Below are 13,089 nucleotides of genomic sequence, written 5' to 3' on the forward strand. Positions count from 1 at the left end.
TTGCCGTCAGCTGTCGAGGGCCACCTTGCCGCCCGCGGTGGTCTCGGTGTTGCGACGCCCGGCCACGCGGCCGACCGAGCCGTCGCGGCTGTCGAGGACCTGCTCACCACGCGGCAGGCGCTGGACTGGCCGCGAACTAGAGCGACACGACCTCGACCGACAGTCCCGGGTTCGCGGAGAACTCCCACGGCGCCGTCGGCCGCCCGGCCGCGACGACGTGGGCGCCCAGCGCCGCGATCATCGCGCCGTTGTCCGTGCACAGCCGCGGGCGCGGCACGCGCAGCTCGATGCCGGCCGCCGCGCAGCGTTCGGCCGCGAGCTCCGAGAGCCGCGAGTTCGCTGCGACGCCACCGGAGATCACGATCGTGCCGATCCCTTGTTCCCGCGCCGCTTTCACGGCCTTGGCCGTCAGCACGTCGGCGACGGCCTCCTGGAACGACGCTGCGACGTCGTTCACCGGCACCTGACTCCCGGAGCGCTCGACGTTCTCCACCCAGCGGGCCACAGCCGTCTTCAAGCCCGAGAACGAGAAGTCGAACTTCGCGTCGCGCGGGCCGGTCATGCCGCGCGGGAACGCGATGGCCGATCCGTTGCCGAGCTTCGCCGCCTTGTCGATGGGCGGCCCGCCCGGGTAGGGCAGGTCGAGCACGCGCGCGACCTTGTCGTAGGCCTCGCCGGCGGCGTCGTCCACAGTGGACCCGATCTCGGCGATCTTCGACGCGATGTCGTCCACGCGCAGCAGCTGCGTGTGCCCGCCGGACACGAGCAGCGCCAGCACCGGCGAGGGCAGCGGCCCGTGCTGCAGCGTGTCCACGGCGATGTGCCCGGCCAGGTGGTTCACGCCGTACAGCGGCACGTCGAGCGCCGACGCGTAGGCTTTCGCCGCCGAAACGCCCACCAGCAGCGCGCCCGCCAGGCCGGGGCCCGCGGTCACCGCGATGGCGTCCACATCGGACAGTTTCAGCCCCGCCGTCGCGAACGCGCGCTCGGCCGTGGGCACCATCGCCTCGAGGTGCGCCCGGCTGGCGACCTCGGGCACCACGCCGCCGAAGCGGGCGTGCTGTTCGACGCTCGAGGCCACCTCGTCGGCGAGCAGCTCCACCTTGCCGTCGTCGTGCAGGCGGACCAGGCCGACGCCGGTCTCGTCGCAGGAGCTCTCGATTCCCATGATGACGCGCGACATCAGCCGGCCACCTCATCTCGTGCCGGGGTCCGCGCGGGGCGGACCATGGTGAAGGCGTCGGCGCCGGAGGGCTGGTAGTAGCGCTTCCGGATGCCGAGTTTCTCGAAACCGTGCCGTTCATACAGCCCGACGGCCGTGTCGTTGTCGGTGCGCACCTCGAGGAACACCGGTGCCGACAGTTCGTCGGCGCGTTCCAGCAGCGCGCGCAGCAGGGCCTTGCCGATGCCCTGGCCCTGCGCCTCGGGCACCACGCCGATCGTGTGCACGCTCGTCTCGTAGTCCCCGCGGCGGCCCACCACCGCGAGGCCGGCGTACCCGAGCAGCTCGGTGCCTTCATCGGAGCGGGCGGCGACGTACAGGTGGCCCTGGTCGAGTTCGGAGTGGAACGCCGCGGCGCTCCACGGATCGTCGCCCGGGAAGAGGACCTGCTCGATCTCCGCGCAGCGCCGGACGTCGCTGCGACGCAGGCGGTCGAGCTTCACGGTGCGGTCACCCGTTTCCGAGCCGTGGGCTCGACGGCGTCGGGGCGGCGCAGGTACAGCGGGGTCAGCCGCGCGGGTTCGGCGCGCGCCAGCAGGGCCTCCCGCGCGAGGGCGACCAGGCCGGCGGGCGAGGGGAACCGCGGCTCGATGGGCACGACGCCGATCGTGTCGGCGTACAGCAGGGCACCGTCTCCGGCGGCGACGCGCGCGCTGGTCTCGACTTCCGCGGGCTTCTGCACGTGGGGACCGCTCACGCGGACGCCCGCGGCGTCGTACTCGGCCCAGTACACCTCGCGGCGACGCGCGTCGGTGAGCACGAGGAACGGCTTGTCGGTGCGCACCACCTCGGCGGCGATCGCGTCGAGGCTGCCCACGGGGTGGACGGGGATGCCGAGCGCGTGGCCGTACGCGGCCGCCGTGGCCATGCCGGCGCGCAGGCCCGTGAACGGGCCGGGGCCGACGCCGCAGACGATCGCGTCGAGGTCGCGCAGGGTCACCCCGGCAGCTTCGGCCGCGGCCGTCGCGTGCGGGGTAATGAGCTCGCCGTGGGCTCGCGGGTCCACCGTCACGCGGTCGGCCCGGGTGGTCAGTTCCGCCTCGTCCACGGCGACGATGCCCGCGGTCACCGCCGGGGTCGAGGTGTCGATCGCCAGTACCAGCACGGTATCCCAGCTTACGTCCAGTCCCGGAGCACGAGGCTGGCGGGCCGATCGGGGCAACCCTCCAGCCGTGTGAATCGCGTCGCAGGTGGTGAGCGTCACCGCGCGGTACGGTGCGGATCTGACACCCGCCGATGCCGTGCTGGAGGTCCTCGCCGTGCCCGATCCGCTGTTCCCCGCGATCACCGCCGGTTCCCCGAAAGAGGCCTTGCGCTTCGGCGATCAGGTCCTCACCCACGCCGAGCTGGGCGCGGTCGCCGGCTCGCTCGCGGCCGGGCTGCCCGCCGGCCGGATCGCGGTGTGGGCGACGCCGACGCTGCACACGAGCGTCGCCGTGGTCGCCGCGCTGCTCGCCGGCGTGCCGGTGGTGCCCCTGAACCCGAAGATCGGTGAACGCGAGCTCGCTCACATCCTCGCCGACAGCACCCCCGAGCTGGTGCTGGCCGAGCCCGGCGCCGAGCTGCCGGCCGGGTTGTCCGGGCTCGAGCGCCGGGACATCCCGCTGACGGGAACCGGCCCGGTGCCCTCGGCGGAACCGGACGCCGAGGCGCCCGCGTTCATCGTCTACACCTCCGGGACCACCGGCCCGCCCAAGGGCGTGGTGCTCCCCCGTCGCGCCGTCGCCTCGACGCTCGACGCGCTGGAGGACGCGTGGCAGTGGTCGGCCGCCGATGTGCTGGTGCACGGCCTGCCGCTGTTCCACGTGCACGGCCTGATCCTGGGCATCCTCGGCCCGCTGCGCCGCGGCGGCTCGGTGCGCCACCTCGGCCGGTTCTCGACCGAGGGCGTGGCCCGGGAGCTGCGCACCGGCGCGACGATGATGTTCGGCGTCCCGACGATGTACCACCGCATCGCGGAGACGGTGGCGACCGACTCCGCGCTGGCCGACGCGTTGCGCGGCGCCCGGCTGCTCGTGTCGGGGTCGGCGGCGCTGCCGGTGCGCGACCACCAGCGCATCACGGCGGCGACCGGGCAGGAGGTCGTGGAGCGCTACGGGATGACCGAGACGCTGATGAACACCAGCGTCCGCGCCGACGGCGAACGCAAGCCGGGCACGGTCGGGGTGCCGCTCGCGGGTGTCGAGCTGCGGCTGATCGGCGACGCGGGAGAGGAAATCACCGAAACCGAGACGGTCGGCGAGATCCACGTTCGCGGGACCAACCTGTTCACCGAGTACCTCAACCGGCCCGACGCGACGGCGGCCGCGGTCGTCGACGGCTGGTTCCGCACCGGCGACATGGCGACACGCGACGCCGATGGGTACGTGAAGATCGTCGGCCGGAAAGCGACGGACCTGATCAAGAGCGGCGGGTACAAGATCGGCGCGGGCGAGATCGAGAACGCGCTGCTGGAGCACCCGGGCGTCGCGGAGGCGGCCGTGACGGGTGAGCCCGACGCCGACCTCGGTGAGCGGATCGTGGCGTGGGTGGTGCCCTCGGGTGGTGACCGGCCCTCGGCCGGCGAGCTCGCGGACCACGTGGCGAAACTGCTGGCGCCGCACAAGCGGCCGCGCGTCGTGCGGTACCTGGATGCCTTGCCGCGCAACGACATGGGCAAGATCATGAAACGGGCGCTGGGGTGAGGGCGTCGGCGCGCGAGGTGATCGCGCAGCTCGCCACCAGCTTCACGGAACTGTCTGTTGTGGACGGTGTGGACGACCCGATCGGCTGGCCGGGCTACGTCGAGGCCCACGCGGTGGCTTCGGAGCGCACGGGTGAGCACGAGTCCGTCGTCGTCGGCGAAGCGCTGGTCGGGGCGACGCCGGTGGTGCTGATCGTGTGGGAATTCGGGTTCCTCGGCGGATCGATCGGGCGGCGGACCGGCGACCGCGTCGAGGCGGCGTTCGCGCGGGCGCAGTCGCGGCGGCTCCCGGTGGTGTCGCTGATCGCGACGGGCGGCTCGCGCATGCAACACGGGATGCGGGCGTTGTCGCAGCTGCAGCGGATCGCGCGCGCGTCGGCGGCGGCGCGCGCGGACGGCGTCGCGCAGATCTCCGTGCTGCGCGACCCGACGACGGGTGGCGGCTGGGCGACGCTGGGCGCGAGCGCCGACGTGGTACTCGGATTGCCGCTGGCGCAAGTGGGCTTCGCGGGCTCTCGGGTGCGGCCGGCGACGTCGCCGTCGGAGGCCTATACGGCCGAGGCGCACTACGAGTGGGGCCAGGTCGACCAGCTCGTTTCGCCGGCCGACCTGGGCGCGGTCCTGGAGCGGTGGGTGCGGCTGGTGACAGCGCGCTCTTCGGACCCGGCGCCGCCACCCGCGGCTCAGCGGGCGGTCGCGCTGCCGGAGACGGGCTGGGAAGCCGTGCAGCTGGCTCGGTCCACGCGCCGGGCGCGCGCGGCCGAATACCTCGACACCTACTTCGACTGGCGCGAACCCATCCGCGGCGACCGCGCCGGCAGCGTCGACGATGGTGTCCTGTGCGGCTTCGGCTGGCGCGACGGGCGCGCGGTCGCGTACGCCGCGCAGTGCGGCACCGCGACGCGCCCGGCGGGCTTCCGCACAGCCGCGCGCCTGGTGCGGCTGGCCTCGCGGCTGGGGATCCCCGTGCTGACGCTCGTCGACACCCCCGGTGCGGCCAACGACGCGGACGCCGAAGAAGGCGGCGCGGGCCCCGCCATCGCGGACCTCTTCGAAGCCATCGCCGCGGCGTCGGCCCCGGTCACCACACTCGTCATCGGCGAGGGCGGCTCGGGCGGTGCGCTGGCCTTCGCAGCGCCGGACAACACGTGGATCGCCCCGGACGCCTACTTCTCCGTCACGTCCCCGGAAGCCGCAGCGGCGATCCTCAAGCGGCCGCTGGCGCAGGTGCCGGCCACCGCCGACGAGCTGCGCCTGCGGCCGCAGGACCTCGTCGCGCTAGGGCTGGCGCGCGGGATCGTCAAGCCTTAGCCAGGCAGTGACCTGGACCGAGGTGGCCAGGACGTTGGTTGCGAGGGTCTGGTTGACAGGGGAAGCCTCCGGTCGGGGTGTGGCTTGTCCACGACCCACTACAGCTCGGAGGCTCTCGTGTCACACCTGAGCAGCGGATCGTTGCGCTACGACAGCGGGAACGTGGCGGGCCTGGCTGGGCTGCGAGCTGGGTGGCCGCCACCGGCGGTGTCGCGGGTGCTGCCCCAGCGCGAGAGACCACGCCTGACGGCGCTGGACCCGGCCCACCGCTGGTCGCTCCGCGACGTCAGCGCCAAGCACGGCATCCGTCAGAAGCTCGTCGAACCCCACTGCCCCTGGCAAAACGCCGACGTCGAATGGCTCATCAGGACGCTGCACCCCGAATGGGCCTACCGCAAGGCCTTCACCAGCAAACGCCGAACGCGCCCGGAGCGCTTGCACCCCGCCCCGAGCGCTACGACACACCCAACACCCACCAGCCGACTGCCGCCAACCCAACGGCCAGCCACCTAAACCGTCGGCAACGGCATCCGCGACGCCCACGAGCCGTGCGGTTCCAGCGTCACCTCACGCACGTCGTCGTCGCGGCGTTCCATGCGCACCACGAGGTAGTCCTCCGACAGGCGTTCGGCCGAGCCCTCGCCCCACTCGACGACGAGGGCGGAGCGTTCGAGGTCGGTGTCGAGGTCGAGGTCGTCGAGCTGGGCGAGGTCGCCGCCCAGGCGGTAGGCGTCGACGTGGACCAGCGGCACCCCCGCGGCGCCGGCGGCGTGGACGCGGGCCAGCACGAACGTCGGGGAGCTGACGCGGCCGCCGACGCCGAGACCGTCGGCGATGCCGCGCGTGAGCGTCGTCTTGCCGGCGCCCAGCGGACCGGCCAGCAGCACCAGGTCGCCCGCGCGCAGGGACGCGCCGAGGGACCGGCCGAAGGCCATCGTGTCCTCAGGGGTCGCGAGAAGGAACGTCACCGTGTCCACCACCAGTTCCGCCGGTTCGGTGCGGCGCCGCCCGAGCAGCGCTGCAGGAGATCGATGAGATGGCCCGTCACGAGGTCGGCCTGTTCGAGCTGCACCATGTGCCCCGCCTCGCGCACGCGCACCAGTTCGGCCTCGGGGAGCTCGGCCGCGATGCGTTCGGCGTGCGCGAACGGCGTGAAGCGGTCGGAGTCGCCGCCGATCACGAGGACCTCGGCGTGCTTGAGGCCGGCCAGTGCGGCGTAGCGGTTGTGGCTGCCGAGCGTGTCGACGAAGTTCACCAGGCCCCGCACGGGCGTCACGGCGAGCATCTCGAGCATGAAGTCCACCAGCCGCGGCGACACGTCGCGGCTGCCGAACGCCAGGCGGCGCACGGCCTGGCGCTCCAGCTGTCCGCCGGCGGCCCGCACGAACTCCACGAGCCCCGGCTGCCAGCCCGCCAGGTTGCCGACACCCTTGGTCAGCGGGTTGTACTTCGACAGCAGCGAACGGGGCAGCCCGCGCGCCCCGACCTCACCCGCGGCCGTCGCCATGAACACCACGCCACACACGCGGTCCTCGAATAGCTCGGGCCGCTGCGAAGCGAGCTCCATGACCACCATGCCGCCCATGGAATGTCCCATGAGGACGATCGGGCCGTCGGGCACGGCGGCCCGCAGCACGCTGTCGAGGTCGTGCGCGAGCTGCTCGATGGTGCTGTTCTCCGCCGTCGCGGCGCCGGAGAGGCCGTGGCTGCGGTGGTCGTAGTAGACCTGCCGCACACGCGGCACCTTCAGCGCCGCGATCGCGCGGCGCTGGAAGTGCCACGACTTGCGGGACAACGCGAACCCGTGCACGCCGATGAGCGTCAGCTCCGGTTCGCCGCCGTCCTCGGGGTCGATCTCCTCGACGGAAAGCGGGGTGCCGTCCTCGGCCGCGACCGTGAACGCGCGGTCGGGCTTCAGCTCGCCCAGCGGCTCGTCCACGAACTGGTCCTCACTCTGCCTGCGGTGCTGCGCCGCGACGATGGCCGCGGCGGCCGTGCCGGTGGCGACCGCGCCGAGCCCGCCGGCGATCGCCCACAACCGGCTCGACGGCCTCACCGCCGCTCCCCCACGTAGCGGCGCCGCACGCGCGGCCGGTACATCGAGGTGACGATCTCGTAGTCGATCGTGCCCAGCGTGTCGGCCCACTCGCGCGCCGTCGGCTCACCCGAGGCACCGGCGCCGAAGAGCACGACCTCGTCGCCGACGGCCGGGGCGTCGTCGCCGCAGTCGACCACGATCTGGTCCATGCACACGCGACCCGCCACCTCGCGCCGGCGCCCGCCGAGCCACACCTCCATGCGCCCCGACAGCGAACGCGGCACTCCGTCGGCGTACCCGGCGGGCACGAGCGCGACCGTGGTGTCGCGGTGGGTGGTCCACGTGTGTCCATACGAGACGGATTCCCCGGCGGGCAGCCGCTTCGTGAGCGCCACGGCCGCGCGGAACGTCATGGCCGGGCGGAGGTCTTCCGCCTGCGGCACGGGATTCAGCCCGTACATCGCGATGCCGGGCCGCACGAGGTCGAAGTGCAGATCGGGCCGCGTGAGCAACGCCGCGGAGTTCGCCAGGTGCCGCAGCGGGTTCAGGCCCGCCGCGCGCGCGACGTCGTAGGCGTCGGCGAAGCGCTTGGCCTGGATGTCGATCGACGGGTGCCCCGGCTCGTCGGCGCAGGCGAGGTGCGACCACACGGCGACCACCTCGACGTCGGGGGTTGCCGCCGCGGCCGCGACCAGCTCGGGCCAGTCGGCGGGCTGGCAGCCGTTGCGCGACAGGCCCGTGTCGATCTTCAGGTGCACGCGGGCGCGTTTCCCGAGCTGCCGGGCCGCGGCCGCGATGCGCTCGAGTTCGTCGACGGAGCTCGCGCCCAGGTCGACGTCGGCCTCGATACCGGGGCCGAAGTCGACCTCCGGCACGTCGAGCCAGCTGAACAGCCGCACGGACAGCCCCGCGCGCCGCAGATCCAGCGCTTCACCCAGCGAGCACGTGCCCAGCCAGGTGGCGCCCGCTTCCACCGCGGCGCGCGCGACGGGCACCGCACCATGGCCGTACGCGTCGGCCTTGACCACGGCCATCACGGCCGAGCCGGACGCGCGCGCGGCCAGGAGGGCGACGTTGTGGCGCACGGCGCCGAGGTCGATCACGACCTCGGCTCGCGGGAAACTGGCAGTCATAACGGCTGCCAGTTTCCCATGCGAACCCGTCAGGGCAGGCGCAGCCCGGTGGTGCCGGAGAACACGTGCAGCTCGTCGGGCCGGATCCGCAGGTGCAGCGTGTCGCCCATGGCCGGGGTCGCGCGCGGGTCGACGCGCACGACCACGTTCTTCGAGGAGCCCTCGGCCGCGACGTCGACGGCGCCCGCGAGCTTGCCGTAGACGAACGCGTCGGAGCCCAGCTCCTCCACGAGGTCGACCTTGATGGGGAGGGTTCCGGCGGTGTCGGTGGTGACCTCCAGCGACTCGGGCCGGAAGCCCAGCGTCACGGTGTCCCCGTCGGCGGCCGAACGGATCGCCGACGTGAGCGGGACGCTCGCGCCGCCGACTTCGGCGCCGTCGGCGGTGAGCTTCGCCGAGACGAGGTTCATGGCGGGCGAGCCGATGAAGCCGGCCACGAACACGTTGGCCGGGTGGTCGTACAGGGCGCGCGGGGTGTCGCACTGCTGCAGCAGGCCGTCGGAGAGCACGGCCACGCGGTCGCCCATCGTCATGGCCTCGACCTGGTCGTGCGTGACGTACACGGTGGTGACGCCGAGGCGGCGCTGCAGCGCGGCGATCTGCGTACGCGTGGACACGCGCAGCTTCGCGTCCAGGTTGGACAGCGGCTCGTCCATGAGGAACACCTGCGGCTCGCGCACGATCGCGCGGCCCATGGCGACGCGCTGGCGCTGACCACCGGACAGCGCCTTCGGCTTGCGGTCGAGGTACTGCTCGATGTCCAGCAGCTTCGCGGCTTCGAGCACCTTCTGCTTGATCTCCGACGCCGGACGGCCCGCGATCTTCAGCGCGAAGCCCATGTTCTGCGCGACGGTCATGTGCGGGTACAGCGCGTAGTTCTGGAACACCATCGCGATGTCGCGCGAACGCGGCGGCAGCTGCGTCACGTCGCGGTCGCCGATCCAGATCGAGCCCTCGTCGACGTCCTCGAGGCCCGCGAGCATGCGCAGCGCGGTCGACTTGCCGGAGCCCGACGGGCCGACCAGCACGAGGAATTCGCCGTCGGCGATCTCCAGGTCGAGCGCGTCGACGGCGGGCCGCTCGGTGCCGGGGTAGCGCCGGGTCGCCTTGTCGTAGGTGATGGTGGCCATGGGTCAGTCCTCTCCGAATTTCGCGGGAACGTGATGCGCTGCTTCGCGTACCTCGAGGTGGCGGCGCTGGATCTCCTTGCCCGCGGCGCGCTGCGCCCCGGCCGGCTCGTCCAGCACGAGCCGGTTGCCAGGTCCTTCGCTCACCCACGCGGGCGCTTCGGCGGTGCCGGCCAGCGCCCACGCGGCCTGGCGCGCGGCGCCGAGCGCGACGTACTCGCCGGCCTCGGGGATCACCACGGGCACCCCGAGCACGATCGGCGCGACGGCCCGCACGGCCGCGGACTGCGCGCCGCCGCCGATCAGCAGCACGCGACGCACGTCCAGCCCCTGTGCGCGCACGGCGTCGAGGCCGGCGGCCAGGCCGCAGACCATGCCCTCGACGGTGGCCCGCGCGAGGTTTTCGGGTGTCATGTTCGCCCTGGTCAGGCCGTGGAGCGAGCCCGTGGCACCCGGCAGGTTCGGGGTGCGCTCGCCGTCGAGGTACGGCAGCAAAGTCAGCCCGCCCGCGCCCGGCTCGGCGGCGAGCGCGAGGCGGTCGAACTCGGACAGTTCGACGCCGAGCAGCGCGGCACCGGCGGTGAGTACCCGTGCCGCGTTCAGCGCGGCGGTGAGCGGCAGGAACTTGCCCGTAGCGTCGGCGAACCCGGCGACGAGGCCGGTCGCGTCGGCGGAGCCGGTCTCGGCCACTCCGAAGACGGTGCCGCTGGTGCCGATGGAGATCACGGCGTCGCCGGGCGCCAGCTCCAGGGCCAGCGCGGCGGCCATGTTGTCGCCCGTGCCCGCGGAAACCACCACACCCTTGTCGGTGTGGCCGGCGACGTCCGCGGGGCCGAGCACGGTCGGCACCTCGGGCGTGCGGCCACCGAACGCGTGGGCCAGCACGTCGAGGCGGTAGGCGTTCTCCGTCGGCGAGAAGTAGCCGGTGCCGGACGCGTCGCCGCGGTCGGTCACGGCCGTCTCCGGCTTGCCGAGCAGGCGCCAGGTGAGCCAGTCGTGCGGCAGCAGGACGCGCGCGACGCGGTCGGCGTTGGCGGGCTCATGCTCGGCGAGCCAGCGCAGCTTGGTGACGGTGAAGCTCGCGACCGGCACCGAGCCGACGGATTTGGCCCAGACACCGGCGCCGCCCAGTTCCTCGGTGAGGTCCTGGGCGGCTTGCGCGGAACGCGTGTCGTTCCAGAGCAGGGCGGGACGAACCACCTCGCCGGCCTCGTCGACGGTGACCATGCCGTGCTGCTGCCCGCCGATGCCGACGGCCCGCACGCCGTCGAGCACACCGTCGGTCGCCTCGCCGAACGCCTGCCACCAGGCCGCGGGGTCCACCTCCGTGCCCTCGGGGTGCGGCGCGCGGCCGGTGCGCACGACTTCGCCCGTGCGCGCGTCGCACACCACGACCTTCGTCGACTGGGTCGACGAGTCGATCCCGGCCACCAGCTCAGCTGTCATACGGCTGCCCCTCCTCGACGTGTTCCACGGTCTCCACGGCCGTGCCGGCGTTGAGCGCGGCCTCGATCTCCTCGGTGGGGGTGGCCTCGCTGGTGATCAGCAGGTCGTAGTCGCCGACGTCGCCGTGCGCGTAGGTCGCGGTGCGGCCGAACTTCGAGTGGTCGAGCACGAGCACGTTGCGGTTCGCCGCGCGCAGCACAGCCTTCTTGAGCTCGGCGTAGTCCCGCACGGGGTGGAACAGCCGGCCGACCGCGACGGCGCTCACGGACACGAACGCGACGTCGGCGCGGGTCCGGTCGAGCAGCGCCAGCACGTCCGGGCCGGAGCAGGAGTCGTACTCGGCGTCGTAGCGACCACCGGCGACCACGACATCGACACCGGTGCCCAGGAGCCGGGCGGCGCGCAGGGAGTTGGTGATGACGGTGAGTCCCGGGATCTCCGCGAGCCGCTCGACCAGTGGGAACAGCGTGGTGGAGTCGTCGACGAACACCGTCTGGCCGGGTTCGACGTGCTTGACGGCCGCCTCGGCGAGCGCGACCTTCTCCGCGGAGTGGAGCGTGAACCGGCTGGCCGTCTCCATCGTCAGCGCCGGGTAGGCCTCGACCTTGCCGCGCAGCTTGCGCAGGAGCCGGCGCTCGGCCAGGTCGTCGAGATCGCGGTGCATCGTCATGAGGCTCACGCCGAAGCGGGCGGTGAGGTCGTCGATGCGCACCTCGCCGCGCTCGATGACGTGGTCGAGGATGTCCTGCCGCCGCTGCTCGACCGCCGCGTCCGACGGCCGGGTCTTAGGCACGGCATACCCCCGCCGCGACCCGGTTGGGGGTCACCTGATCAGGGGCGCCAGTGCTCACACTGCGTTCTTACCAGATTTTCTCGCGAGAGTTAACACGTAACTCGATAACTCTGTCTGCAGCTTCCCTACCCGGCTACGGTTCCCGGATGCCCGACGCGATCTTCACCGACCCCCGCCTGGCCGCCGTCTACGACGCGTTCGACGGTCCTCGTGACGACCTGGCCGCCTACCTCGGGATCGCCGATGAACTGCGCGCCGAGCGGGTGGTCGACCTCGGCTGCGGCACCGGCAGCCTCGCGCTGCTGCTCGCCGCGAGCGGCCGCACCGTGGTGGGCGCCGACCCGGCCGAGGCGTCGCTCGAGGTCGCGAAGGCCAGGGCCGGCGCCGACCGGGTGCGGTGGCTGCACGGCGATGCGACGACCCTCCCGGACCTCGCGGCCGACCTCGCGGTGATGACCGGGAACGTCGCGCAGGTGTTCCTCACGGACGGCGACTGGGCCCGCACCCTCGACGGCCTCCGGGCCGCGCTGCGCCCGGGCGGCCACCTCGTGTTCGAGACCCGCCGTCCCGAGCGCCGCGCGTGGGTCGACTGGGCGGCCGCCGCTCCGGTCGTCCTCGACGTGCCGGGCACCGGGCTGGTCGAGCAGCGGCTGGAGGTCACCGGGGTGCACCTGCCGCTCGTCACCTTCCACTTCACCTACCGGTTCCTGTCCGACGGTTCGGTGGTCACTTCGGAGTCGACCCTGCGGTTCCGCGAGCGCGCCGAAGTCGAGAAGGACCTGCTCACCCACGGCTTCCGCGTGCGGGACGTACGCGAAGCGCCCGACCGGCCGGGGAAGGAGTACGTGTTCGTCGCCGAGCGGGCGCGCTAGGCGGTGTATGACCAACGTCGTGTGCAAAGGCCGGGATGCTGCCTGTCGTGTCGCGGTTCACTTACTGTCGGATAGCGGTGCGCGTTGACCGAGGACCTGCTGCCAGTGCGTACCGGTAAGGCGGGGCGTCTGTATTCGGATGCGCGGGCGATGGTGGAAGGGAGCGTCTGCCGCTATCAGTGCGGGATCGCGTGGCCGGATGTGCCGGAGTTGTTCGGTCCGTGGCCGACGATCTGGACCTGGCACCGTGGTCGGGCCCGCACCCGGCCGACTGCGTCCGAGGCGACAAGGCCTACTCCTCACGAGCGATCGGCAGGCACCTGCGCGCCCGCGGCACACCGCCGTGATCCCCGCACCTGCCGATCAGGTTGGGCACCGCACACGCCGAGGCTCGCGCGCCGTCGCCCACCCGGGTTCGATCGCGCTCCGCGGTCGTCCTCCACGCCGTGATCACCTGGACCAGG

At 72.9% G+C, this 13,089-nt stretch carries 13 protein-coding genes; 4 read left to right on the top strand and 9 right to left on the bottom strand.

The window, feature by feature from the left end; genetic code table 11:
* Window positions 1–136 precede the first annotated feature (136 nt).
* The 3 genes from tsaD to tsaB are packed head-to-tail and all read right to left on the bottom strand — an operon-like array spanning window position 137 to window position 2,327.
* Window positions 137–1,183 carry a tRNA (adenosine(37)-N6)-threonylcarbamoyltransferase complex transferase subunit TsaD gene (tsaD, locus tag I6J71_RS40290; RefSeq protein ID WP_204091651.1) on the bottom strand — a complete coding sequence of 349 codons (1,047 nt, stop codon included), beginning with the start codon at window positions 1,181–1,183 and terminating at the stop codon, window positions 137–139.
* Window positions 1,183–1,665 (bottom strand): ribosomal protein S18-alanine N-acetyltransferase, encoded by a 483-nt coding sequence (rimI, locus tag I6J71_RS40295; RefSeq protein ID WP_204091652.1) that lies wholly within the window; start codon window positions 1,663–1,665, stop codon window positions 1,183–1,185. The genes tsaD and rimI overlap by 1 nt, the downstream gene beginning before the upstream one ends.
* The gene (gene tsaB / locus I6J71_RS40300; protein ID WP_204091653.1) at window positions 1,662–2,327 is read right to left on the bottom strand and encodes a tRNA (adenosine(37)-N6)-threonylcarbamoyltransferase complex dimerization subunit type 1 TsaB; all 666 of its coding nucleotides are present in this window, start codon (window positions 2,325–2,327) and stop codon (window positions 1,662–1,664) included. The genes rimI and tsaB overlap by 4 nt, the downstream gene beginning before the upstream one ends.
* 154 nt (window positions 2,328–2,481) lie before the next feature.
* Here tsaB and I6J71_RS40305 point away from each other — a divergent pair, with 154 nt between their 5' ends.
* Both I6J71_RS40305 and I6J71_RS40310 read left to right on the top strand, forming a co-directional pair.
* Window positions 2,482–3,906 (top strand): acyl-CoA synthetase, encoded by a 1,425-nt coding sequence (locus I6J71_RS40305; RefSeq protein WP_204097482.1) that lies wholly within the window; start codon window positions 2,482–2,484, stop codon window positions 3,904–3,906.
* On the top strand, window positions 3,903–5,216 hold the full coding sequence (locus I6J71_RS40310) for a carboxyl transferase domain-containing protein (protein ID WP_204091654.1): 1,314 nt from the start codon (window positions 3,903–3,905) through the stop codon (window positions 5,214–5,216). The genes I6J71_RS40305 and I6J71_RS40310 overlap by 4 nt, the downstream gene beginning before the upstream one ends.
* A gap of 509 nt (window positions 5,217–5,725) precedes the next feature.
* Here I6J71_RS40310 and tsaE read toward each other — a convergent pair.
* Genes tsaE through I6J71_RS40340 form a run of 6 tightly spaced genes read right to left on the bottom strand, consistent with a single transcriptional unit; the run spans window position 5,726 to window position 11,753 of the window.
* Window positions 5,726–6,151, bottom strand: a complete 426-nt coding sequence (tsaE, locus tag I6J71_RS40315; protein ID WP_204097483.1) for a tRNA (adenosine(37)-N6)-threonylcarbamoyltransferase complex ATPase subunit type 1 TsaE — start codon at window positions 6,149–6,151, stop codon at window positions 5,726–5,728.
* 29 nt (window positions 6,152–6,180) lie between these two features.
* Complete coding sequence (locus tag I6J71_RS40320; protein ID WP_204091655.1) at window positions 6,181–7,272, bottom strand: alpha/beta fold hydrolase; 1,092 nt, start codon at window positions 7,270–7,272, stop codon at window positions 6,181–6,183.
* Window positions 7,269–8,387: an alanine racemase gene (gene alr, locus I6J71_RS40325; RefSeq protein WP_204091656.1), complete on the bottom strand. Its 1,119-nt coding sequence runs from the start codon at window positions 8,385–8,387 to the stop codon at window positions 7,269–7,271. Before alr ends, I6J71_RS40320 begins: the two co-directional genes overlap by 4 nt.
* Window positions 8,388–8,416: 29 nt before the next feature.
* Entirely contained in the window at window positions 8,417–9,517 is a 1,101-nt protein-coding gene (locus tag I6J71_RS40330) for an ABC transporter ATP-binding protein (RefSeq protein ID WP_204091657.1), read from the bottom strand.
* Window positions 9,518–9,520: 3 nt separating this feature from the next.
* Complete coding sequence (xylB, locus tag I6J71_RS40335) at window positions 9,521–10,960, bottom strand: xylulokinase (RefSeq protein ID WP_204091658.1); 1,440 nt, start codon at window positions 10,958–10,960, stop codon at window positions 9,521–9,523.
* Window positions 10,950–11,753 carry a DeoR/GlpR family DNA-binding transcription regulator gene (locus tag I6J71_RS40340; protein WP_204091659.1) on the bottom strand — a complete coding sequence of 268 codons (804 nt, stop codon included), beginning with the start codon at window positions 11,751–11,753 and terminating at the stop codon, window positions 10,950–10,952. Before I6J71_RS40340 ends, xylB begins: the two co-directional genes overlap by 11 nt.
* Before the next feature lie 146 nt (window positions 11,754–11,899).
* Here I6J71_RS40340 and I6J71_RS40345 point away from each other — a divergent pair, with 146 nt between their 5' ends.
* Both I6J71_RS40345 and I6J71_RS51455 read left to right on the top strand, forming a co-directional pair.
* Complete coding sequence (locus I6J71_RS40345) at window positions 11,900–12,625, top strand: class I SAM-dependent methyltransferase (RefSeq protein ID WP_204091660.1); 726 nt, start codon at window positions 11,900–11,902, stop codon at window positions 12,623–12,625.
* 105 nt (window positions 12,626–12,730) lie between these two features.
* A complete protein-coding gene (locus tag I6J71_RS51455; protein WP_370542250.1) occupies window positions 12,731–13,075 on the top strand; it encodes a transposase in 345 nt (114 codons plus the stop codon).
* Window positions 13,076–13,089 lie beyond the last annotated feature (14 nt).

It is taken from the genome of Amycolatopsis sp. FDAARGOS 1241 (assembly GCF_016889705.1).
Classification (GTDB): domain Bacteria; phylum Actinomycetota; class Actinomycetes; order Mycobacteriales; family Pseudonocardiaceae; genus Amycolatopsis.

Coding starts and splice junctions, on each gene's coding strand:
- xylB (WP_204091658.1), bottom strand. CDS start 10,960: ATGACAGCTGAGCTGGTGGCCGGGATCGACTCGTCGACCCAGTCGACG.
- I6J71_RS40345 (WP_204091660.1), top strand. CDS start 11,900: ATGCCCGACGCGATCTTCACCGACCCCCGCCTGGCCGCCGTCTACGAC.
- tsaE (WP_204097483.1), bottom strand. CDS start 6,151: ATGGCCTTCGGCCGGTCCCTCGGCGCGTCCCTGCGCGCGGGCGACCTG.
- I6J71_RS40330 (WP_204091657.1), bottom strand. CDS start 9,517: ATGGCCACCATCACCTACGACAAGGCGACCCGGCGCTACCCCGGCACC.
- alr (WP_204091656.1), bottom strand. CDS start 8,387: ATGACTGCCAGTTTCCCGCGAGCCGAGGTCGTGATCGACCTCGGCGCC.
- tsaD (WP_204091651.1), bottom strand. CDS start 1,183: ATGTCGCGCGTCATCATGGGAATCGAGAGCTCCTGCGACGAGACCGGC.